The sequence below is a fragment of the Haladaptatus marinus genome (assembly GCF_051194195.1).
Genome location: NZ_JBLZNK010000007.1, coordinates 194,064 through 216,768 on the forward strand (window position 1 = coordinate 194,064; position 22,705 = coordinate 216,768).

General features: G+C 52.6%; 16 protein-coding genes and 3 pseudogenes. 15 read left to right on the forward strand and 4 right to left on the reverse strand.

Going from position 1 to position 22,705, the window contains the following annotated elements:
- Positions 1-28: 28 nt before the first annotated feature.
- The 4 genes and pseudogenes from ACN2TU_RS22985 to ACN2TU_RS23000 all read right to left on the reverse strand — a co-directional run bounded on the left by ACN2TU_RS22985 (position 29) and on the right by ACN2TU_RS23000 (position 4,451).
- Positions 29-706: pseudogene (locus tag ACN2TU_RS22985) on the reverse strand (IS6 family transposase).
- Positions 707-1,684: 978 nt separating this feature from the next.
- Positions 1,685-2,707 carry an endonuclease/exonuclease/phosphatase family protein gene (locus ACN2TU_RS22990; protein ID WP_435158768.1) on the reverse strand — a complete coding sequence of 341 codons (1,023 nt, stop codon included), beginning with the start codon at positions 2,705-2,707 and terminating at the stop codon, positions 1,685-1,687.
- A gap of 265 nt (positions 2,708-2,972) precedes the next feature.
- Positions 2,973-3,500 carry a hypothetical protein gene (locus tag ACN2TU_RS22995; protein WP_435158770.1) on the reverse strand — a complete coding sequence of 176 codons (528 nt, stop codon included), beginning with the start codon at positions 3,498-3,500 and terminating at the stop codon, positions 2,973-2,975.
- A gap of 9 nt (positions 3,501-3,509) precedes the next feature.
- Entirely contained in the window at positions 3,510-4,451 is a 942-nt protein-coding gene (locus tag ACN2TU_RS23000; RefSeq protein WP_435158773.1) for a thermonuclease family protein, read from the reverse strand.
- Positions 4,452-4,539: 88 nt separating this feature from the next.
- On the opposite strand from ACN2TU_RS23000, the gene ACN2TU_RS23005 reads away from it, so the two are divergent.
- From ACN2TU_RS23005 to ACN2TU_RS23075, 15 genes and pseudogenes are all read left to right on the forward strand, one after another.
- Complete coding sequence (locus ACN2TU_RS23005) at positions 4,540-4,788, forward strand: hypothetical protein (protein ID WP_435158775.1); 249 nt, start codon at positions 4,540-4,542, stop codon at positions 4,786-4,788.
- Positions 4,789-5,388: 600 nt separating this feature from the next.
- Positions 5,389-6,342: a hypothetical protein gene (locus ACN2TU_RS23010; RefSeq protein ID WP_435158776.1), complete on the forward strand. Its 954-nt coding sequence runs from the start codon at positions 5,389-5,391 to the stop codon at positions 6,340-6,342.
- 274 nt (positions 6,343-6,616) lie between these two features.
- Positions 6,617-7,207: a Pvc16 family protein gene (locus tag ACN2TU_RS23015; RefSeq protein WP_435158779.1), complete on the forward strand. Its 591-nt coding sequence runs from the start codon at positions 6,617-6,619 to the stop codon at positions 7,205-7,207.
- Entirely contained in the window at positions 7,208-7,969 is a 762-nt protein-coding gene (locus tag ACN2TU_RS23020; RefSeq protein WP_435158780.1) for a carboxypeptidase-like regulatory domain-containing protein, read from the forward strand. It begins immediately after the preceding gene.
- A 159-nt stretch (positions 7,970-8,128) separates the two neighbouring features.
- Complete coding sequence (locus ACN2TU_RS23025) at positions 8,129-11,029, forward strand: choice-of-anchor D domain-containing protein (RefSeq protein ID WP_435158782.1); 2,901 nt, start codon at positions 8,129-8,131, stop codon at positions 11,027-11,029.
- 15 nt (positions 11,030-11,044) lie between these two features.
- Positions 11,045-11,485 carry a phage tail protein gene (locus ACN2TU_RS23030; RefSeq protein WP_435158784.1) on the forward strand — a complete coding sequence of 147 codons (441 nt, stop codon included), beginning with the start codon at positions 11,045-11,047 and terminating at the stop codon, positions 11,483-11,485.
- Positions 11,482-11,841 (forward strand): annotated as a pseudogene (locus ACN2TU_RS23035) (hypothetical protein); the annotation flags it as partial. The gene ACN2TU_RS23030 and the pseudogene ACN2TU_RS23035, both read left to right, overlap by 4 nt.
- A gap of 59 nt (positions 11,842-11,900) precedes the next feature.
- Positions 11,901-12,056: pseudogene (locus tag ACN2TU_RS23040) on the forward strand (DUF6760 family protein); the annotation flags it as partial.
- 16 nt (positions 12,057-12,072) lie between these two features.
- Positions 12,073-12,537: a phage tail protein gene (locus ACN2TU_RS23045; protein ID WP_435158785.1), complete on the forward strand. Its 465-nt coding sequence runs from the start codon at positions 12,073-12,075 to the stop codon at positions 12,535-12,537.
- Positions 12,534-14,723 carry an AAA family ATPase gene (locus ACN2TU_RS23050; RefSeq protein ID WP_435158787.1) on the forward strand — a complete coding sequence of 730 codons (2,190 nt, stop codon included), beginning with the start codon at positions 12,534-12,536 and terminating at the stop codon, positions 14,721-14,723. The genes ACN2TU_RS23045 and ACN2TU_RS23050 overlap by 4 nt, the downstream gene beginning before the upstream one ends.
- Positions 14,724-14,729: 6 nt before the next feature.
- Entirely contained in the window at positions 14,730-18,260 is a 3,531-nt protein-coding gene (locus tag ACN2TU_RS23055; protein ID WP_435158789.1) for a hypothetical protein, read from the forward strand.
- A 3-nt stretch (positions 18,261-18,263) separates the two neighbouring features.
- The gene (locus tag ACN2TU_RS23060) at positions 18,264-18,911 is read left to right on the forward strand and encodes a hypothetical protein (protein WP_435158790.1); all 648 of its coding nucleotides are present in this window, start codon (positions 18,264-18,266) and stop codon (positions 18,909-18,911) included.
- Positions 18,912-20,328: 1,417 nt separating this feature from the next.
- Complete coding sequence (locus ACN2TU_RS23065; protein WP_435158791.1) at positions 20,329-20,991, forward strand: CIS tube protein; 663 nt, start codon at positions 20,329-20,331, stop codon at positions 20,989-20,991.
- Positions 20,992-22,059 (forward strand): phage late control D family protein, encoded by a 1,068-nt coding sequence (locus tag ACN2TU_RS23070; RefSeq protein WP_435158793.1) that lies wholly within the window; start codon positions 20,992-20,994, stop codon positions 22,057-22,059.
- A 13-nt stretch (positions 22,060-22,072) separates the two neighbouring features.
- Positions 22,073-22,705, forward strand: coding sequence for a phage baseplate assembly protein V (locus tag ACN2TU_RS23075; protein WP_435158794.1), 633 nt, complete (start codon positions 22,073-22,075; stop codon positions 22,703-22,705).

The following is a 22,705-nucleotide window of genomic DNA, read 5'->3' on the forward strand; positions in this document are numbered from 1 at the left end:
TCGCGCATCTTGAAACGAGTGGCACTGTCTAGTTTAGCTCCTCGACAGGCGTTCGGTTGTTGAGCGATTGATGTGGTCGCTGATGGTTATAGTAATGTACAAATTGTTCAAGACACAGTTGGACGTTCGGCCGACTTCCCACCCACGACGTATGAAAGCGGTCAATGCGTTGCTTGAGCGTGTGAAACCATTTTTCGATGAGGTTTCGCTCGGTATAATCAAGGTAGCCGCTCAATCCAATTCGGAAGAGGGCAGTCCGATACCCGTAGCCATCAACGAGAAACACCGCGCCCGAAAGATCGTGTTTCTCGGCCAATCCAGACAGAAACGCAGCCGCCGAATCAGTGCCATGCCAATCAAACACTTTGACATCAAGCAGTAACTTTGTTTCTGTGTCTATTGCAGTGTACACCCAAGACCATTCGCCGTTAATTTTGACAGCGGTTTCGTCCACCGCGACCCGCGTCGGCTGCACCGACGGCGGGTCGGAAACGCTGTCAGCGAGCCGATGTACCTACTGAAAAATCGCTTGATGTGAGCATTTTACGCCGAATATTCGAAGAATTGCTTTTGTTTCTCTGAGTGAACATCCGGTCGCGTGGAGACGGACGGCGAACGCCCTGACGGGCGTCGCCGTCCGCTCGTTCTCCCAACATTCAAGATTTGCCGTCTCTAACGTTTCACTGAGCAGTTCTTGGTTGAGCAAAGCACTAAATCAACGAACTGCTCGCTTCTTAAGCTGGCTTAACTAGACAGTGCCAAAAATTCTACAATAGATGGGTTTCTGACAAATATAGTCGGTTGGATTCTATGTCTGACTGCAAATCAAAAAGATAAATCTTCCAATGTGTATGCCCCTCACTTTCCAATCTATTGACGGTAGTGACCCATGTGATGTTGGCAAATATGGTTTCTGAAGAGTGTTAATTGTTAATGTATACTATCCGGCACCGATTCTGTCTTACAATACTACAAATGTAATAGGTTCGAAAAAGGAGTCTATTGGTTAGAATTGTAACTATTGAAATGGCCCCAATGAACTCTATATAACTAATAGTAGATTAATTCACAAATTTTTGTCATCATCTGTTGAGGTGAGTCGAAAATCTCTACGTCACGCTAGACATAGGAGAATATAGTTGAAATTCTAACCAATCATGGACAGATAACGGAGCAGTATGATCGCATACCACAGTTTGGTAGCATCGGATAAATCGTTCATCTTCGGTTCGTAGTACATAGACCTCCAATATCCTATAAGGAAAGGTTTCCAGACCGTAGTTGAGATATCAGGGTTTTCAGCCTGCGTCCTGAATTCTTCAGATAAAACAAGTTGCGGATCGACAGGTGGGTCATTGTCTGTACTTTCCAGTGGCAATTCCTATTTTTAACCATCACAGGTCAAAGTCGAAAGTTCTTTTTTCTGGTGTTCTTCACATCGTTACACTCTGCATTGCCGACGAGCCCGAATCATCATGAATGGTGAAAATCCCACTGTGTGGAGGTTGAATTAAACGTTATCTCCAATCTCCAGTTGCAGGCGAGGCTGAACGTCGTGACTAGTCTATCGAAGTAAATTACTGAACTCTGAAAAAACCATCACCTACGGGAGGACATACTATCTGCCTCCTCGAATTTTTTGGTTCGGTGAAGCAGCCAATTCCATATTTTTGTGCCAAATAAGTCACCTGGGGAGTCCAAACTCAACCCAGAGTGGATAGTGATCTGAGATATGCCATGATAGCGAGGATTTACTCAAATTCCGTTTTTGAAGTGCATGTGAAGTAAAATCGAAATAGCCCCCATCACGGTATTCCAACGAGATCGCGTCCTGACCATTCTCTTCGGTAAACCATGCGATTTGATCGTAGAACTTCTCCTGAGTCGGATTCCCTTTGCTAAAGATCGTACGCGGTAATTGTTGAAGACTGTCCGGTACGTGTAACCCTGTTGAAACAAATGCCTCATACTGCTCATTGCCTTTCCGGTCGATGTTGAAATCACCGAGGGTGATCAGACTAAACTTCTCATCCCACGTATGAACATCACGTGCCCACTCATCAAGCCACTTCGCAATCGCTCGGAGTTCCGGGATTCGTTCGCTCGGCACATCCCCGTACAACACGTGGAGCGTCACCAAAATGAATGTTTGATTTCCACACCGGAAACTCACGGCATATGGGGTGCGGGCGAACTGTCGCTGGAGTGCATCAGGGCGGATTAGTGTTTCTGTTGGAACAGCATCCTCATCCTCGTTCCCTCTAATCATCTCCTCTTCTGGGACAACAAGTTCTCCAGCAAGGCCACTAATCTTCACCGTGCGCTGATCGAAGAGGAATCCAAGTCGTTCGTTATTGCCAGCCTTGCCGCGGGTGACATCGGTGAGTATGAGACTCCAATTGGGACCAAGCACTTTCATTGTGTGCCGGAGAGCCTTGAGGTTTCCTCGTACCTCTTGTAGGGCGACAACATCGAAGCGACGGATGATTTCGGCGATTAGTCGGATTGAATGCAAATCGCGTTTTGGGCTGTCGTCTTCTTCAGACTCCCACTTCTCGGTGAGGTCACCGAACGCGCGTAAATTCCAGGTTGCAACTAATACACTTTGATCTATAACCCGCGCTGGAATTGTCCTATCTAATTCGTCCTGAAGTGCTTTGATTTCTTGTTGGATCTCCTGTGGAGGCACATCGATCACTGTTGCCATCTTTTCCAACCCATATTGCTATACTACGCAATACGATATAACAATAGTTGGTAAATAATTGTCCACAGTATTTCCACGATTTAATCCGTGTTCATTGTAGCGTTTGCTGTGGAATTTTTCGGAGCGACCTCTGCTTCACGCGATACGGATCCTCGAGAGTGTCCTTTTACTGGTGACCAGGTAATGTCCATCAGCGAACGACCAAGACGATTTTAAATATGAGTAATTCTAACACTGTTCAGATTAATATGGGTATGGGAGTAATTTATTCCTGGCGCCATCCCTTTTCTTCTCTATAGTATTTGTTCTCTTTATCAAGGAGTTCTGCAATAGTCTCCATGGCACGGTCTCGAATAATAAAATTTTGACTGATGTGTGCATCTGGATGTTCTGTTGGGTCTGGTTCAAAATGGGGAGTCAGTGCAAGCTCACCGCTCGGAACCTCATAGCCCCGAAGATGTATTTGCCACCAGTGTAATTTAGGGTATGGTGTCTGCTCAACATATTCCGCTCGTCGTAGGTTCAAAACTTCACCTTTATAATTGTACGAGAACTCCCATCCTGGTTCAAAGTAATGGCGGCCTAGAAGGTGTTCAATTTCGGTTGGTGCTTGTTGAACGATTATTGCTGGCCGTGGCTTGGTGTCTATTTTCGTAAAGAAGGTTTTCCGTCCCCACCACCACGAAAAGCGCAATAGTTTCACCAAACCCTCCTGAAGATTATTTAACCGCTCGTCTTCAAGAGCAACTGATTTATCATTGACGACGACATCATATTTATTTCTAAATAACATAATTTTTAGTTATTGGGTTGGCGGTTCGTCCATAATCTGGTTAATCGATGTTACTTCGATTTCAGGCTCGCCCGTTTCCTCTGGGTAAAGTTCAATTTCACCGGCGATGTATGCATAACTTCGGCGAGGTGATTCCACGGTTCGTCCGTCTGAGCCACTTGGAACATACCGTTTCTCAAGTAGTGAGAGAATACGTTGGCCTACTTCAGAGGCAAATGCATTTCGAATGAAGAGTTTGAACGGCTGACTCTCGGATCCGATTGTTACGATGGCGTGTTCTCCCCCATGGGTTCGACGATATGACCGCAACTCAGTGAATACGATTGCTTCCTGTCCGACCATGTTTGTGAGTTCGTGATAATCAAGACGGCTATCTAAGAGATTTTCTACTTCTTCCTGTTTCGCTTTTCGATACGTTTCAACGACTTCGGCACGCAATTCCCACCATGTGCACAACGTACTATAGTCACGCATCACTTGTCCATTGGCTTCCAGTTGATTCCAGACTCCAATATTATCTGCCTGAGCTTGTCGTTCTGCTTCTTTATATCGCCGATGATACTCTTCAAAATTCGCATACCCATATTTTGTGAAATAGGGGCTGTAGCCCTTGCGAATCATTCGTTCTTGGAAGTCTTCTCCATCCTTGTGAACATAGACGAGTGGACGACCGAAGTTACCACGATATCGCTCGAGGCAAGTTTCGAGCGTCTCAGACCCTGGGAATTCGATGGTAATTGTTGAACCCGCTTCGATAAATGATTGGACCTCATTTTTAGCTTCGTCTCCCAATGGAGTATGCGGTTTATTCAGCCCATCCTGTGATTCTTCGGTGTCGAGGGCCAGAATACGAAGATTTTCTTCTTCTCCATTCAGGTGGATTTTAATTGTATCTCCGTCAATTACTTCCACAACATCTACTTCGAGTGTCGTGCCTGCCAATCCAGACATACTAGTATTGATAAATCTCTATGATGATATTTGTTTTGGCTTTTGAGTCGGTTCTATTGTTTCGCACGCTGATTAAAGTGATCTAATCGTGACTATTGGCGATGGTTTGCTCGAAGACGGTGTAACTGTCAATGCTGCTGCCCGATCTGTCACCGAACACGACGGGAGGGGTGCCATCGACCTCGATACCACAGAAAATGGTGAGATGTACGGTCGGTCCATCGTCGCGGATATCACGGACGAACACTTCCGCAAGATGGTGACGAAGACGGAGCGGAAGACCGATGTGACCACGGCGGAGATCAGCTTGATTGACGTTTCGATCCAGGTCGACTAAGGTGAACCAGGACGTCCGAATCTGGTTCGTATCGACGAATGCATAATAACATCACTGCTCGGAGATGGTGGTGAATCCGGTTCAGCAGTTTACTTCACTGAAAACGGAGCACTCTGTGGTCTATACTCTGACGGTACACCGGGAGAAGATAATAACGGGAATCCGATCCCCTCAAAAGAAAGGGTGGGAGTGTTCGCCCAGATAGGAAACATCGAAACGTCGTTTGGTGTCAAACCGGTCATCAATTGCGATGATGAGCGTATCCATTTCGAAAATACCCTGCCCGGAGAAACGAGTGATGACCTCAGTCAGTTCAAAGACGACCTGATCAATTACATCAACGAGTGGAAGCCGTGACCTATGAGAATTCCATTTACTCCTTTGATTTATTGACTAATGATTAGATGGTGGATTTTACCACGCGGTTCTTGAACCGCTGTTTATTGAATTTTCACGTCTAATCAATCAGTGTAAAATGGAGAATAGTTGGTTCTTAAAAATGTATGAAATTTTAACACATTAGTGTGATAGTTTTACTAATTGAAAAGACTATACCGACCGAAGGTGATTTGTCGATACCAGTTGTCCAAGTATCCTATCATGCCTGAAACGGACAAAGAGGACCGGTTAGATCTGGGGATTCGTGAGGGGAAGGAAGTTGAAGAGGATCAAATGAAATCATTTGAAGTTCTTGATCAAAAAGCACTTCAGATGCTAGGATTAATTGGATTTAGTTCGGGAGTTCTTCCGTTTGTGATTATCATGTCTCCGTTTCTAGGAGTTAATATAAATGCTGAGTCTTCAATTGTATCTAATTTACAAAACTCGCCAAATATTCTTTGGGGAATTTTGTACTTAATAATTGCCACTGCTTTTACTTTACTATCTTACAATGTTTCTTCGATTGCAAGAGGGAGTAACAAAAGGAATCTTAAAAAAATTGTGGCAAAAGAAGAGTACAGTCTTAGAAATTGCAAAAGCGACATTATAGATAATATTGTTAAAAATATTGAATTCAACACCAATTCAATTTTTAGAAAATCGATTCTATTTATGTGTGGGTTGCTTTCTCTTGTCTATGGGTTTTCACTTGTGGTAATGGGTATCCTAAACCAAACTTCAGAAGAAATAAGTCAATCTCAATCTCTTTTTATTCGTTTTCATCCTCTCATATTGGGAGCATTCTTTTTAACTGTACTAATGTATGCATTTCTTCCACTGGTTACCGCTTCGTTCAAACATACGGCAACACCAGTGAAAGAGATGCGTGGAGGTGTCCCGGAATTCGATGCTTCAAAAGAAATCAATAATCGCCCTGTAACTCTGGTTGCGATTATTATACCTCCAGGTGTCATCGCGATCATTACTATATTATATATATCCTATAATACAAAAAACCCAGTTAATTTTATATTTAGTATACGTCAAAACATTATTCAAGGTAAAATCGGAATTGTATTACTAACAATAATATTTTTATCTATTTTAACAACAGCGGTGTTGTACTGGGCACAAAATGGGCAAATAAATGAAACTATACAAAAATATGTGTGATCTTACTCACCTCGTCCATTCCGACTGGATTCGACGGTCTGTTATTAAGTTCTCAAGTTGGGATCAAAAATCGAATGTAGTGTCTGTACTCGCTACTGCTACTGGAAGTACCGCTCGAAAATTCGGAGAAAGACTTTTTATGTCGGCCGATGAGAGGACATTCTCAGGAGGAGGCGATGACTGCTATCATCCAGTCTGTGTTCCGTGACTCCACGCGTCGTTCGACGCTACACCACATTGGTGGACGGTACCGACTGAGGGGAGTTGAGAGATAGTGGGGGGGTACGGCGTCGTATCAGACGTGAGTAAGACGTTAGCGAAGGCGCTGAGTGACGGGATGGTCGATCCGGGACCGCCGGAAGTGATACTCATCGGGAAGGACCAAGTCGGCCTCGCGTCACCAGCAGACGCGAGCGACCTCTCTCTCCGTCTCACCTTCTACTTGTACCAGGTCGAGGAGAACGAGTACATGAAAAACGGGGAGCATCGCCAGATCGATCCAACCCTGTACGAACGGCCGCCACTCGCGCTTGATTTGTACTTTCTTCTTACTGCCCATCCAGCGACCGGAAACGACGGGGACGACGATACGGAGACACACGTCATACTGGGTCGAGCGATGCAGATTCTACAGAATACGACCGTCGTTACGAGCAGTGATAACGACGAGGAAGCGTACGTTTCTCTCTACCCGCAATCGGTCGACCAAATAGCCAATCTGTTCCCGGAGAAAGGCTTCTGGCCTTCAGTCCCGTATCTCGTCACACCCGTCATTATCGAACCGACAGAGCAGAAGACAGTCATACCAGTCGTCGAGAGACACATCGGACGACCGGAAATGCCAACGGAGGACGGCGAAGAATGAATGTTCGAGGTCGGACACGAATCGATAGCGGAGTACCGAACACACGGCGGACACGTCGAGAAAACAGACGACAGAAGTTCACTCATGGTTAAAACCTCGAAGTCTGGAATAGACGACTACGAAGCACAAAAGATTCCAGTTCGCCTGCCACCGTTGACGGTGACGCTTGCGGTACACCTTATCGACGGCGCGACAGGTGCCCCGCCGAAAACCTCGACTCGGATTGGAATCGAGAACGACGAGACGTCTCCGAGACCAAAGTCAGCGACCGAATTTCTATTTCTCGACGTCGAACTTCCAGAACCGCCAAATCCGACCGTCGTAACGGTAGAAAGCGACGACGAGTTCCGTGACGTAACTCGTGAGGTGTTCGTGACTGAGCGGGAAGATTTGACGGAGTTCGTAGCGGTCGAGATATATCGTCCGTCGAACCCAACGATGACGGTACGGTTATTTCGAACTGATGCGACTGTCCTGCGAGGGTTCGTCAAGGACACCGCGAACAACCGGATTGCCGATGTGAATGTAGAGGTCACGTCGAGTACTCCTCGAATCAGAGCAGAGAGTAACTCGAATGGTCGCTTCGACCTGTACTTTCCGGAGTGGCCACCGACTGGTGACGTCACGCTCGAAATGCGACACGACGAGTTCACGAACCCACTGCAGGTTGCGGTCTCGGTCGCGGAGGACAGCGAAACCGTTCGGACGTTCAAAGTAGACCTCACGGCGGAAACAATCGAAGTTTTCGGCGGGATTGTGTGAACGACTCGTCTCGTTCGAGTCGGGCTTGAGTGCTTGTGAGTGTGAAAAATAAGCTGCGAGTGGTGATGCAAAGTTATAAATAAATAAGAGGTGTATGGGGAACGAGCAATTCGACTTGCGCGCGCAAAGAGAAGTCGGCTCGGGGGATGAGGGGGTTATATGCCAGAATATCGTACACCAGGGGTATACGTAGAAGAGGTTGACCGAGGGCCGAAACCGATTGAAGGGGTTAGTACCAGCATTGCAGGGTTCCTCGGTGAAACCGAACGCGGGCCGACCGATCCCGAATTCGTCACCAGTTTTGCCGACTTCGAACGAAAATACGGGGGATTCGCGCTGTACAAGGATGGAGAGCCGTTAGCAAGCACGAACTTGGCGTACGCCGTCGATGGGTTCTTCAGAAATGGTGGTCGGCAGGCCTATATCGGCCGTATAACACCCGAAGACACACCAACCGCCCGCGCAGACCTGCGGGCAAACGAACCGGGGACACTCACTCCACGAGTCGATTTCGGCACCGTTTCACTCAACAAGAAATCGACAAAAACACTGACACTCACCAACCTAACCAACAATAAAATCACGATCGAAAACCCGGCATCCCCCATCGGGGATTTTTCGCTTGGTTCTCCAACTTCGAATCAACTCGAGGCCGGTGAATCGACCACCATCGAAGTCGCGTTTACTCCCGATTCCAAGCAAATCCAAGAGGAAAATCTTGACATCGACTATCAAGACCCAGAAACGAATCTCACGGAGAGTATCCAGATTCACCTCAATGGCGTCGGTGGAGACGACCTCGCTGCAGACAAGACTCATCTCGAATTCGGAAGCCAAGTCGTGACTTCGGACGTCGTCAAGACGGTTTCCCTCACGAACACTGCCACAGACACGGTTACTATCGAAAACGATGAAATACACGCGACGGATGGAACCAACCCTGTAAATGTCTTCAAAGGGGTGGTCAAGACCAAATCGGTTGGTCAGAACGGGACGACCACCCTCACGGTACGGTTCACTCCGGACACGATCGAAAAACACACGGCAGACCTCAAGATACCGTACAAAATCAACAACACTCCGGGAGAACTCACTATCAGAATGGACGGTGAGGGAATTTCGCCGCTCGAACTCTCTCATGAAACGATCGATTTTGGCACCCTAGACGATTCCACTAGTTCGGCGGGACCGGTCACACTTACGCTCACAAACAGCTCAGAGGCGGAAGTCGAACTTGGCACATTAAACGATCTGACTTCCGAGGGCTTCGACGCAGGTGCGCCAAGCACGACTACACTCAGCCCCGATGGAGAATCAGAAGCGACGATTGAGATAACGTTCGAATCTTCGGACGAAAATAAACACGAGGGGGTGCTCGACATCCCATACACCTTCGATGGATCTGGCGATCAACACGTGTTCGTAGACCTCGTCGGACTGGGGGCCGGCGACTTAGCCGCTGATAGACTCGAGATCGACTTTGGTTCGGTGCTGTTCTCGGAACACTCGGAACCGGAGACGATTACGCTCACCAGTCAGACGAACGACACGGTCGAAATCAGTCCACTCTCTTCAGCGAGCGACGCCTTCACTATAGAGGATCCCGACCCAACTGAACTCACCGGCGAGGGGAATACGGCTACTCTCAGTGTGACGTTCAACCCACAGGAAACAAATCCTCCAGAGACGAATCCTGCAGAAGAGACACTCACGATAGAGTACACTGTCGGTGGCAGTCAGAAGTCGTTCGAAATCGACCTTTCCGGACGAGGAGCAGATCCGTTCGACGTTTCGACGAGCGTTACGTTCGGTTCGATGGAAGCCGTCGGCCCCGGAATCTGGGGGAGCAATATCGCGGCGTACGTCGAACCGGGGACGCTACACAAGCCAGAAAGCCCGCTGTTCAAACTCACGCTCAGATATTGGAGCTACGAAACGGATGCACAATTCGTTCAAACGCACGGTATCGACCACGACGCCGCACCGGATCCCGACGTCGAAGAAGTGTACGACAACCTCTCGCTCGAAGAAACCTCGAGCAACTACTTCACGAAGCAGATCAACAGTGGGTCGAAACTCGTCGAAGTTGCCCGCGAGGGGTCGGCATTACCCTCGAATTGGAACGTTGAACCGACGTGGTTGACCGAATCGTTCACCAGTCCAACACCAGACGCTGCAGTGAAAGATTACGTAGGGCAAGCGACTCCCGGTGAACGGACTGGGTTGGCGGCATTCGAAGAAGTAGACGATATTTCGATCCTGTGTGTGCCGGACGAAGCGAGAGACTCTGCGGCGCTGAAAGGTTTGACCGACAAAATCGTGAGTCACTGTGAGAAGTTGAAAGATCGGTTCGCAATCCTGCAAGCACCGGAAGATGCTGGTGACCTCGAAACGATCGAGCCGCGAAGCGACTCTGCACGAATCGATACGAAATATGCGGCCTACTACTTCCCATGGCTCAAAATCAGGAATCCCGAAACCAGCCTCGAGAAACTCGTCCCACCCGGCGGACACGTCGCGGGGATTTACGCGCGGAGTGATGCAGAACGAGGCGTGCACAAAGCCCCCGCGAACGAACTCGTCGGCGGAACGCACGAACTACAACTCACTCTGACCGACGAAGAACAGGGACTCCTCAATCCGAAAGGCGTCAACTGTCTCCGAAACTTCCCGGGCCGTGGAATCCGTGTTTGGGGTGCTCGGGTTTCAACCACGGACCCGTCGTGGAAGTACGTAAACGTCCGTCGGCTTTTCCTCTACTTAGAGGAATCGATAGACGAGGGAACCCAGTGGGTCGTCTTCGAACCGAACGACCAGAACCTCTGGGCCAGAGTCCGCCAGACCATCACAAACTTCTTGACGACAGTCTGGCGGAACGGCGCGCTCATGGGAACGACCGCAGAGGAAGCGTTCTACGTGAAATGCGACCAGTCGACGATGACGCAAGCCGACATCGACAGCGGACGACTTATCGCCGAAATTGGCGTCGCCCCGGTGAAGCCAGCGGAGTTCGTCATCTTCAGAATATCACAGTGGACCGGCGGTGCGGAAGGAGCCTAACGAAGGAGAACACACATGACAGACAGATATGGGCCGTTCAGGAGTATGCAGTTCCTGCTCGAAATCGATGGAATCGTCCAAGCAGGGTTCAGTCAGGCGACGATTCCCGAGAATTCGACGGAACCAATAGAGTACCGCGAAGGAAACGACCCACCGACCCAGCGAAAACTGTGGAACCTCAACTCGTACGGAAACCTCACGCTACAGTGGGGAACCACTCCGGACTCGACGGAACTGTTCGAGTGGCGACGATTGGTCGAACAGGGGAAAATGAAGGATGCTCGGCGGAGTATCGCCGTCGTCGTCACCGACGAAGAAGGAGACCCCGGCCCGCGTTGGGAATTCAAAGATGCGTGGCCCCAACAATACGATGCGCCTGACCTCGATGCGAGCGGTAGCGAAGTCGCCATCGAATCAATGGAAATCGCCCACGAGGGCATGGAGCGAACCGCATGACGATATCAGCACTCCAAACGGAATTCGAGTTCACCCTTCCGCAGGGGTACCCAGACGACGAGGGGACGCTCCACCAAACAGGGACTATGCGTCTCGCCACGGCGGCCGACGAGATTCAGCCACTCAAAGACCCTCGGGTGAAGGCGAACCCCTCCTATCTCACCGTGATCCTCCTCTCGAGAGTCGTCACGCAGCTCGGAACGATCGACGAGGTCACGCCGCCGGTAATCGAGGACCTCTTCGTTTCGGACCTCTCCTACCTACAAGACCTCTACGAACGCGTGAATACCCGTGGTGCCAACGCGATAGACACGGTCTGTCCGGAATGTAGCGAGCAGTTCGAAGTTCCCGTCGAACCAGCACTCGAACGAGAAACGGGGCCAGAGTTGGGGGTGGAGATGGGAAACCTGGAGGGGTGATCGAAGGCTACCCGCTCAACCAACTTTACGAGGAACTTGCTTTCGTCACCTATCACTTCAACTGGGGACACGACGAGGTGCTGAACATGCCTCACTGGGAGCGACAGCGCTGGTGTGAGGAGATTAGCAGTATCAACGACCGGATGAACGAAACCGTGGGGTCGATGCATGTCGGCTGAACCACGAACGGATCCCTACGCGAACTGTAACTTCCTCGTGGAAGTTGATTCGCTCGTCGTCGCGGGATTCTCGGAAGTTTCCGGATTAGATGTCGAAATGCAACCCGAAGAATACCAAGAGGGAGGTGTGAACGAGTTCACACACAAATTACCCGGCCGCTACGACTACCCGAACGCGGTCCTTCGGAGAGGACTGACCGATTCACGAACCCTCTGGGACTGGGCGAACGATACCGCTGACGACGTGGGAAACGGCACCCTCACCCGGAAGAACGTCCGCGTCATCCTGCTCGATTCGGTCGGCAGCGAAACATGGGGCTGGGAGTTCCAAGAAGCGTACCCTGTGAAGTGGACTGGTCCCGAGTTCGGTGCCGACCAAGGATCCGTCGCAATCGAATCCGTCGAACTCGTCCACCGCGGTATCTCGAATATCCCCGGGAGACCACCTGAATGAAGCCATACGAAGACACGTTCGAACATCTCCGACACGAACTCAAACGACTCGATTTACTGCTCACACTCTACCAGCGAGAGTGGTCGACTACCGCTGAGGGAGACGGCGGCCAACTACGCAGCCTCTACATTTCCGACGAGACCGTCCGGGAACTACTCGCCTCACCGACCGGCGACAGACGGTCGGAGACCCAACGCGCTGAGGAAATACGCCCGCTTCGTCGCCAAATCGAAACCACCGCAGGGGAAATCCGCACACGGGAACGACAGTTGACCGACCAAAAAAGACGGGCGAGCGACCGGGAGTGGGCAAACGATGGCGGGGAACGTCTCCGTTTCCGCCATCTCGCCGATGCGTTCGACCTCGACCGACTCCACCGAGACACACTACTTCTCGCCCTTGCTCCAGAACTCGACCCGAAGTACGAGAAAATTTACGCATACCTACAGGACGACATCACGAAGACGCGTCCGACCGTCGATTTCGTTCAGCGAGTCCTCACCTACCCCGAACGCGACGGACGACCACACACGATCCTCACGAGACGTTCTCCACTCATCCGAAACCGACTGGTGAGACTGTCCGTCGACACAGAAACGCCACGCCCGTCACGGCATGTGATGGTCGATGGCCGCATCACTACCCACCTCCTCGGCGACGACGAAGTTGCAGACGAACTAGCTGCCCTCGTCAAGATGGAAACGCCACCTGAACGGCGACCCGATGACTCCGAGCAAGAACTCCACCGAAACCACGCCGAAGCGATTTGGGAAACCCACGAAAACAGTGGACAGTCGTCGCCGTTGATGACGTGCTTTAGCGGGCCAACTGGAGCAGGCAAGAAAGCGACGGCGCTCGAACTCTGTGCGGAGACAGACGCCACGCTACTGGGAGTCGATGTCGAAGCCCTCGTCCAACAGGACGTTCCGGAGACGATACGGCTCTTGGAGCGGGAAGCACGGCTAACCGGTAGCCTGCTGTACTTCGATGGATGGAGCGAACTCACGGGAACACCGAATACTGAGGTAGACCCTGAGTCGTTCCTCAGACAGATCGATTCGATTGATGGAGACGTGTTTCTCGCAGGACGAGAACCGCTACCGGCACATTTCTATCTCCACTTGGAAAGCCACGAACTGCACAGCATCAATTTCCCAGTTCCCTCCTACGAGGAGCGGAAGGAACTCTGGGCGTGCGTTGATGGACTTCCCGACGACGTGGACGTCGCGGATATCGCGGGGAAGTTTCGATTCACTAGCGGTCAGATAGCAGACGCTGTCTCGACGGCCCGTCATCTCTCCGAAGACGAAATTCTCTCCACGAACGCGATTTACGAAGGATGTCGAGCGCAGTCTTCAAACACACTCAATTCGCTCGCACGACAGATAGAACCGAACTATACGTGGGAGGACATCGTGCTTCCAGCGGACAAAATGGACCACCTCCGGGAAGTCGCGGCACACATCACACAGCAGGGAAAGGTGTACATGGACTGGGGATTCGAAGACAAGTTCTCACTCGGAAATGGACTCAACGTTCTGTTCTCGGGGGCGTCCGGGACGGGCAAAACAATGGCCGCCGAAATAATCGCCGGGGACGCCGCCCTCGACTTGTACAAAATCGACCTGTCGAGCGTCGTCAGTAAGTACATCGGCGAGACGGAGAAGAACCTCGGGAAAGTTTTCGACGAAGCCGAAGACACCAGTGCGATCCTCCTCTTCGACGAAGCAGACGCTCTCTTCGGCAAGCGAACCGAGGTCAAAGACTCCCACGACCGCTACGCCAATATCGAAGTCAACTACCTCCTCCAACGAATCGAAGAACACGACGGAACCATCATCCTCACGACGAACTTCAAGCAGAATATCGACGACGCATTCAGTCGTCGCCTTCACTGTTGTGTCGATTTCCCTCGTCCAGACGAGGAAGCACGGAGTGCGATTTGGCGACGTATCTTCCCGGATGCGACTCCCGTGGAAGAACTCGACGTGGAATTCTTGGTTTCCCTCGAATTGACCGGTGGGAATATCAAGAACATCGCGTTGACGGCGGCGTTCATGGCAGCCGAAGACGACGAGGCCGTCGGAATGCAACAGGTCATCCGGGCCGTCCGGAGAGAGTACCAGAAAGCAGGGAAGTTGATTCGGCCGGAGGAGTTCGGCCGCTATCGACACTTGCTGACCTGACGAACGATGATTTCCGAGCGAACACGCAGAGAGCGGGCCGACCGAAACGAGCAGACCGATGTGAACGTCCAGCATCGATCCCCAGCCACGTCGTCCCGGGAACACTCAGTTCGGGCACTCCAGCAAACGCTCGGCAATCAGGCCGTTCAGGAACTCCACAGAAGTGGCACACTGAACGGGTATGTCACCGCCGAATCGCCAGTCGATAGCCCCGGCCGGGAAGCCGAACAGGCCGAAGACACAGAACGGGACGGAGCGGACGCAACACCTTCGGCACCAAGTGGTCCAACAGGAACGATGGCGGAGACTGGACCAGCAGAGGCGCAAGCGACAGGTAAGGAGCCCGTAACGGAACCCGAACCGGAGACCGAACCACCTGCCGAGGAGGAGGTCGGTGCAGAGTCAGCGGCGGGTGAGGAACCGGCGGCACCCGAAGGTGCTGGTGACACTGCGCCCACGTCTCCGGCGGACGACCCGGGGTTCCAAGCGGTAGTCGAGCAGTTAGAAGCCGTCGCTACAAGAGAGCGAGCCCATCCCCCGGCGACAGCGGCCTCTGCAGAGGCACAGGCGGCCGCTGAAAGTCCCGAGACCGAGATCACGAGCAAGGCCGCTGCGAATCAAGTCGGGGAGATGGCGACGCAAGAGCCACCACCGTTCGACAGAGCGTCGTTCAAACAGGCTTTGCTCGATAAAGTCGCTGGCGTGGCTCCGAAGACCCTCGAAGAGGCCGACGAATTCAAAGAGAGTAACGCACTCACGGCGGTCAAGGGGGACTTAGCCGCAACGGTCGAACAGGAGACCGCACAGACCCAGCAACCGATCGAGGAGAAGACAGAAGAGACGCCAGATACCTCCAAAGTAGAACCGAAACCAACCACACCGCTCGACCCGCCTGCTGCAGGGGCACCACCACCCGCTGTCGGTGCTGCACGGGCCGCCCCGAAACCAAAATCGCCCGCGCAGGTGTCGGGTCCGTTCCGGGAGCGACAGCAAGCGCTAGACCAGCAGTTGAGTTCGCAAGGAGTCACAGAAGAACAACTCGCAAATGCTAACGAACAGGCGTTCACAGCGGCGCTCCAGACGAAACGTGAAGCACAAGTGCATACCTCGCAGGCACCAGTCGAGTACCGTGCTCACGAGCAAGGTGTCCTGTCGAACGCCCAGTCGGAGGCAGAAGCAGTTGCAGACACCCGAACAGAAGGTATGCACGGTGGCCGCTCGGAGTTGGTAACACAGGTCGGTGACCTCCAAGAGCAAGCGAAAGGCGAAGACGAACAGCAGCGCGCAGAAATCGCGGCGAACGTCAATCAGATCTACGAGACGACGAAACGGAGCGTCACCGACCGCCTCGCTCGACTCGACCAGGAGGCGATGCAAGCGTTCGACCAAGGGGCCGAACAAGCGCGGAACTCCTTCGAGAGTTACGTCGATGAACGGATGACCGCGTACAAGGACGAACGATACGGCGGTGTCGGCGGGTGGACGCTTTGGATCGCGGACAAGGTTACGTCGTTGCCGCCGGAAGTAAACGAGTTCTACGTAGAGGGACGTGACCGGTTCATCGACGAGATGGAGACCGTCATCGACCGTGTCGCAACGATCGTCGAAACAGGACTCGTCGAAGCGAAGACGATAATCGCTGACGGTCGAGAAGAGATCAGTGAATACGTGGCGAGTCTTCCCGACTCGCTCGAAGCAGTCGGGCAAGAGGCCGCCAGTGACATCCAGACACAGTTCGACGAACTCGAGCAGACTGTCGAGAGTAAGAAAGACCAACTGATAGACTCGCTCGCTCAAAAGTACACGGAGAAACTCCAGCAGGTAGACGCCCGTATCGAGGAACTCAAGGAGGCGAACAAGGGTCTCGTGGACAAAGCGACTGCCGCGCTGAGTGGTGTCGTGCAGACGATTATGCAACTCAAGGACTTGCTGTTGGGCGTCTTGGGGAAAGCGGCAACAGCAGTACAGACGATAATTCAGGACCCTATCGGATTCTTCGGCAATCTCGTAGAGGGGGTGAAATTAGGACTGAATAATTTCATCGCGAAAATCTTGACACATCTCCAGGCCGGACTGGTCACTTGGTTGACTGGAACGCTCAGCCAAGCAGGGATTCAACTTCCGGAAGAGTTCGACCTCGCGGGAATCTTCAGTCTCGTGATGCAGATTCTCGGATTGACCTACGAGAACATTCGCGCCCAAGCAGTGTCCGTTCTCGGAGAAGAGACGGTCAGCGCGCTGGAGAAGACGTTCGAAATTTTCCGAGTTCTGATTACAGAGGGAATCTCGGGGCTGTGGCGGTACATCCAAGAGAAAGTCGGCGACCTCAAAGCGATGGTGCTGGACAAGATCCAAGAAATAATCGCCTCACAAGTGATCGAGGCGGGCATCAAGTGGATTATCGGCATACTGAGTCCCGTCGGCGCGTTCATCAAGGCGTGTAAGGCCATCTACGACGTGGTCACGTTCTTCTTCCAGCGTGCGCGCGAGGTCGCCTCGCTGGTCGACGCCATTCTCGATTCAATCCTCGCAATCGCACAGGGGAACGTCGCTGGCGCGGCGAAACTTGTCGAGGATGCGCTAGCTCGGAGTATCCCGACCGTCATCGGATTCTTGGCGAATCTTCTGGGGCTCGGTGACTTACCAGAGAAGATCCGTAGCGTGGTTTCGGCCATCCAAGAGCCGATCAATCGGGGCATTCAATGGGTTCTCGAACAGGCGAAGGCGGCAGTCCAGCGATTGGGTGGGGCGTTAGGTATCGGTGGCGAGAAAGAAGTAGTTGAAGCAGATGACCCCGAGAAGGCAACGAAGATTCAAGCCGGGTTAGCGGCTATTGACAAAGAAGAGCGTAGCCTCGGAGGTGGCGGAATTGAACGACAGGAGGCGGAACAAATAGCGTCCAAGGTAGAGCAGACCCATCCTGTCTTCCGTTCTATTACGGTCATCGACGGAGGGGATACGTGGGATTATGAATTCACGGCAAGCCCAAGTCAGATTAAAGAAGGTGAACAGAAAGAAGACATGCCGTACGAAACGGGCGAATTGGTACTAGTACCGTTTCAGGGAGGCGAAGCCGCAGTGGTAATTGGGAAAGTGGAAGTTCAAGGCCAGATGCTACTCCAATTCCGTATCGAGAGCGGCAAACAACGCAGATCCCGCTATGCTTTGCCGCTAACGCGAGTCAAAAAAGAGGTCGAGAACCTCGACGCTCGTGCTAAGGGAGATGGACCTTATGCAAATATACCCGATCCACCCGGCGTAGGGCCGTTCAAGCACTTTACTAGCGAGCAAAAAGCCAAGATTATCGCACAGAACAGAAAACGCAACAAGGGCGCACTTCGGTCCGACGCAGGTGGCGGTGAATTAGTCATTGCTTCGAAACGAGCGCGAGGTGTACCCGTTGATCCGGATGAAGTCAACATCGACCACATCTTCCCCCGATCCAAAGGAGGGTTCAACAGTTATGCCAATGCGCAAGTGGTAAGCTTCACTGAGAATTTGCGAAAGCTAGATAAGATTCTGGAGGAAGAAGAGTAGAGTATGTCATACCGAACAAGAATTACTCAGTCCCAACTTCGTGAAGGTGCGTTGTTGGGGACGATCGCCCACGCAGTATGGATTGTTAATCATCCTGAGTTTGCATTCGAACAGTCGTGGGATGGGGACGTATACAATGTCAACGACTCGAGTGGCAGTGTAGGGTCTATTGCTTTTTCCGAGCGAGAGGCGGTGGGCGTTTTCTTTACTAGTGAGTTCGACAACTCTTCGATTGACGTAACCTCGCTTTTCGAGGGCATGCCTGTTGACCGGGAGGTGTTGAAGGATGAAGCACTCGAATACATGTATCTGGAAGTTGAGGGAAAGTCTCAACAGAGGGTTACTGCTGCATTCTGGACTGAGGATGGCCAAGTTGTCGCATCTGAACCGTGGACTGACGTTGATCGAAAAGGAGGTCATTTGATTAGGGTTCAGTTATTGCCAGTCGAAGATGCCTTCGTGGCTTGGGAAGAGAATTATGGATTTTCTCAGGAGCAGGTTGCGTTGGTAAAGCGGATTTATTCGGAGAGGACCCAGAAGGATAGTGTTGTAAAATTGGACGAAGAAGTCGTTGCTCAGCTTACGCGGCACGGTGATAGCGGATTGGCGTATGCTGTAGAGTTGTTCAACAGTATCGGGATTCGGCTATGACACAGCAAACCGCATATTCGAATGAAGCTGGAGTGAGACAAATGGAGTACGTCTTGCATCTCTCTGACACTGTTCCTCGTATAGCGACAGAATCTAGCCGGAGCAATCATTAAATAGTTAGGTGTAGTACATTTCCTACTCACTCACAGGGGGTCGACTCGGAACGAGGGAGAGGATTTCGTCCCTCGATTTTCGACCGACGAATGGGGGACACATGGTGCCAGACGAGACCGAAGAGACCCGACTACCGCAATTTGTACGATCGATAGGAGTAGTCTATGATCGATACCCAATAGCAACAGAACTCCGCGAACACAGTTCAATCGGTATCCTCGCATCGTTCGCAGGTGTGCTACTTAATCCCAGCAGACGACGCGAGAACGTCGCACCCACCTTTTCGTATTTATCTCTCCAGCCACTCGTCGTCAAAGAGATCCGGCAAAGAGAGCGCACAACCGGGAGAAACGAACACCGGTACGCTGGCGTTGAGTCGGATTCGCCACGAGAGGTGACTGTTCGGCATCTCTTGCAGAATGCGCGAATAAATACCGAAGAACAGCGTGCGCAGTCCTCCATCTCGGATAATCAGGAAGCGTCGGCATATAATACAACCACGGACCGGCAAAGAGAGCGAATGCCAGCTAATCTAAACGACGGCCCGAGCATACCAACCGAATCAGTGCGGTCTGTCACAGTCATCGAACGAGGTGCGCCTCGTACCGATACCTCGACTCGGCCCCACAAATCGGTTCGGAACGTCACTCGCCTCGACCTGCCTCGACAGGTGCTACTGGAACTAGCCGACCAGCCGTCTCACTCTCGCGGTGCAGAACCGATGCTCGTCAGACTGCAACCTGAGAGAACGGCATCTCGCACCGCGAAACACGCTGAGACAACACAACTCGATGCGACCGCGTCCCCGACAATGATTCCTTCGATTTCGAACACTACCGAAAACCAGGTAGCCCCAATGCAAGCAATCTCGCAATCGAGACTGGGAGACAACACGGAATTACAGTCACCGCATCCGGCGAGCCCGGACTCGCTCAAGGGTCGCCAGCCTGTCGACGCCACGCCCACATCTCCCTCCAGTCATAACCAATCCACTAGCGCAAGCCGTCCAAAACTCACTCTCGCTACTGCTCCGTCTAGCCCGAATAGCGACGACGCGCGAACGGCGACGACTATCGACCAGCGGGAGAGTGTTGAGAGAGCGCGAAGAAGGACGGAAGAACTCGACGGTCCACCGTTGTCCGCTCGTACGGAACCTACGACCTCACGATCACGACCACCCCGAGGTGACACCACGATGACCGCCGTCCTCGAAGACACCACAGCCATGAACCGTTTCGTCGACCGTCTGTACAGCGAACTCGAGAAGAAGACGCGAATCGAACGCGAACGACGGGGGTTCTGAATGGCCGCAAGCCCGACGGACCCCGGTCTTCAAGACGCACGAATTCAGATCCTCAGTGGCACACAGGCCGGGACAGCGATTCCCGTTATGTTCAATCCAACCGAGTACTCCATCGAGAAAGGCGTCAGCTACGCCCAGCAAAGTCCACCGGGGCGCGGAGCGCCTCTCACCCAGTTCGTCTCCGGGGAATCGGAGACTCTGTCGATGGAGCTGTTCTTCGATACGCACGACGACGAGGCGACCGACGTGAGATACTACACGGAGTTGATAGACAGCCTTCTGACAATTGATACGGAACTCCACGCACCACCGGTTTGTAAGTTCGTCTGGGGTAGCCTCGTGGACTTCGAGTCCGTCCTCGAAAGCGCCAGCAAGCAGTTCACGATGTTCGACCGGAACGGACTGCCAGTGCGGGCGCGAGTGACCGTCACCTTCAGGAAGTACGACCCACCGGTTCGAGAGCGCTCGGAGAATCCGCTGGCATCTGCCGACCGGACGAAACTGTGGGAAGTCAAATCGGGGGACACGCTCTGGTCGATTGCGGGGACGGAGTACGCAGACCCAACAGAGTGGCGACCGATTGCGGACGCCAACGGAATCGAGAACCCCCGAGTCCTGCGACCCGGGACCAAACTCGTCGTCCCACCATTGGAGGGAGAGTGAATGACGCTTCAGCAACTCCAAGAGCGGTACGGCGATTTCTACTCGCCGCGGTTCAGGGCGGAAATCGGTGGGCAGACCTTCACCGAAGCCCACGGTGTCCTCTCTGACGTGTCGGTCGATACCACGATGGAAGGTGCTGACCGCTTTTCGTTCACGCTCAACTACCCCTTCGATTACTCGACTGGTTCGTTTTCGGGGTTCGAGTGGGACGACTTCGAAGTCGGCACGTCGGTGCGTCTGTGGCTTGGCTACGGAAAGCAACTCGAACCGTCACCGAACGTGGAGCGACCGGAAGCGGACCCGGCGTTCGTCGGGAAGATAAGTTCGGTTCAACCGAGTTTCCCCTCGGGTGGGACGCCGACGATTGCGGTGAGCGGGTACGACTTACTTCACGAGATGACGAAGGGGACGAACTCGGGATCGTGGGAGAAGACCAAAGTGAGCGACGTGGTAACGGCAGTCGCCTCGAAATACTTCGGGAACAACGTGGAGGTTGATTCGACCGATTTGAAGCCGAACAAGATAATTCAGGACACGAAGAGCGATTACCAGTTCCTCGCCGAAGAACTTGGGGCGAAGTACGGGTTCGAAACGTTCGTCCGGCGCGAGACGTTCTACTTCAAGACCCGCGAACCGAACAAGCGTCCGAGTACGCCGGTCGTTAGCCTCCGATACGGTGAGTCGCTGAGTTCGTTCTCGCCCGAACTCAACGATGCCGAGCAGGTGAAGACGGTCGAAGCGAGGTACTGGGACGCGGCGAAGAAGAAGGACGTGGTCACTACCGTGGAGCAGTCCGAAGGAACGGGGAAGCGCGTTCTCCGAGTGAAGACGCAATCCGTAGACGAGGCGAGAACGGTTGCGGAAGCCGAAATGGCTCGGATTTCCCAGTCGTTCGTTCGAGGGACTGCGGAGACGTTCGGAATCCCAGACATTCGTGCCGGTGTGTCGGTTCGAATCGAGGGGGTGGACGAGAAATTCTCGGGCGACTACTTCGTCGAACAAGCCACCCATCAGATAGGTAGCTCAGGGTACACGACCGCGTTTCAACTGACGGAGCGACCAAAATGAATGGAGCAATCCAATGAGTATCCCTGAATTTACGGGCGATAACGGCGGACTGGGCGGCGTTGCAGTCGGCATCGTCACCAACAACAAAGACCCGAAGAATCTGGGCCGGGTTCGGTTGCAGTTTCCGTGGCGAGACGCCGATGATGAGAGCTATTGGGCTAGAATTGCCACGCCAATGGCCGGGAAAGACCGAGGGACGTACTTCCTCCCGGAACCGGAGGACGAAGTTCTCGTCGCGTTCGAGAACCGTGACATCCACCATCCCTACGTCATCGGCGCGCTCTGGAACGGTGAGGACGAACCGCCCGAGAAGAACGCAGACGGGAAGAACGACGTGCGGAAGATTCGTTCGCGGAGCGGTCACGAAGTGGTCTTCGATGACTCTGAGTCCGAGGGAAAGGTCGAGATAACCACGAACGGGGGTCACACCGTCGTACTCGACGATTCCGGTGGGGGCGCAATCAGCATCGAAGACGCGGGCCAGAACAAAATCGAGTTCGACTCGGAACAAGGTGCTATCACCTTGTCGAGTAGCACGAAACTCACCATCGACACCCCGATGCTCGAACTCAAAGCGGACGGAAACGCGAACATCGAGGCCTCTGGAGTCCTGACTCTCAAAGGTTCTATCGTAAACATCAATTGA

What these genes read in the sequence shown, in the direction of transcription:
- ACN2TU_RS23070 (WP_435158793.1), top strand. Translation starts at nt 20,992, where the DNA reads ATGACGCTTCAGCAACTCCAAGAGCGGTACGGCGATTTCTACTCGCCG.
- ACN2TU_RS23065 (WP_435158791.1), top strand. Translation starts at nt 20,329, where the DNA reads ATGGCCGCAAGCCCGACGGACCCCGGTCTTCAAGACGCACGAATTCAG.
- ACN2TU_RS23060 (WP_435158790.1), top strand. Translation starts at nt 18,264, where the DNA reads ATGTCATACCGAACAAGAATTACTCAGTCCCAACTTCGTGAAGGTGCG.
- ACN2TU_RS23075 (WP_435158794.1), top strand. Translation starts at nt 22,073, where the DNA reads ATGAGTATCCCTGAATTTACGGGCGATAACGGCGGACTGGGCGGCGTT.
- ACN2TU_RS23045 (WP_435158785.1), top strand. Translation starts at nt 12,073, where the DNA reads ATGTCGGCTGAACCACGAACGGATCCCTACGCGAACTGTAACTTCCTC.
- ACN2TU_RS23055 (WP_435158789.1), top strand. Translation starts at nt 14,730, where the DNA reads ATGATTTCCGAGCGAACACGCAGAGAGCGGGCCGACCGAAACGAGCAG.
- ACN2TU_RS23030 (WP_435158784.1), top strand. Translation starts at nt 11,045, where the DNA reads ATGACAGACAGATATGGGCCGTTCAGGAGTATGCAGTTCCTGCTCGAA.
- ACN2TU_RS23050 (WP_435158787.1), top strand. Translation starts at nt 12,534, where the DNA reads ATGAAGCCATACGAAGACACGTTCGAACATCTCCGACACGAACTCAAA.
- ACN2TU_RS22995 (WP_435158770.1), bottom strand. Translation starts at nt 3,500, where the DNA reads ATGTTATTTAGAAATAAATATGATGTCGTCGTCAATGATAAATCAGTT.
- ACN2TU_RS22990 (WP_435158768.1), bottom strand. Translation starts at nt 2,707, where the DNA reads ATGGCAACAGTGATCGATGTGCCTCCACAGGAGATCCAACAAGAAATC.
- ACN2TU_RS23000 (WP_435158773.1), bottom strand. Translation starts at nt 4,451, where the DNA reads ATGTCTGGATTGGCAGGCACGACACTCGAAGTAGATGTTGTGGAAGTA.
- ACN2TU_RS23010 (WP_435158776.1), top strand. Translation starts at nt 5,389, where the DNA reads ATGCCTGAAACGGACAAAGAGGACCGGTTAGATCTGGGGATTCGTGAG.
- ACN2TU_RS23020 (WP_435158780.1), top strand. Translation starts at nt 7,208, where the DNA reads ATGTTCGAGGTCGGACACGAATCGATAGCGGAGTACCGAACACACGGC.
- ACN2TU_RS23025 (WP_435158782.1), top strand. Translation starts at nt 8,129, where the DNA reads ATGCCAGAATATCGTACACCAGGGGTATACGTAGAAGAGGTTGACCGA.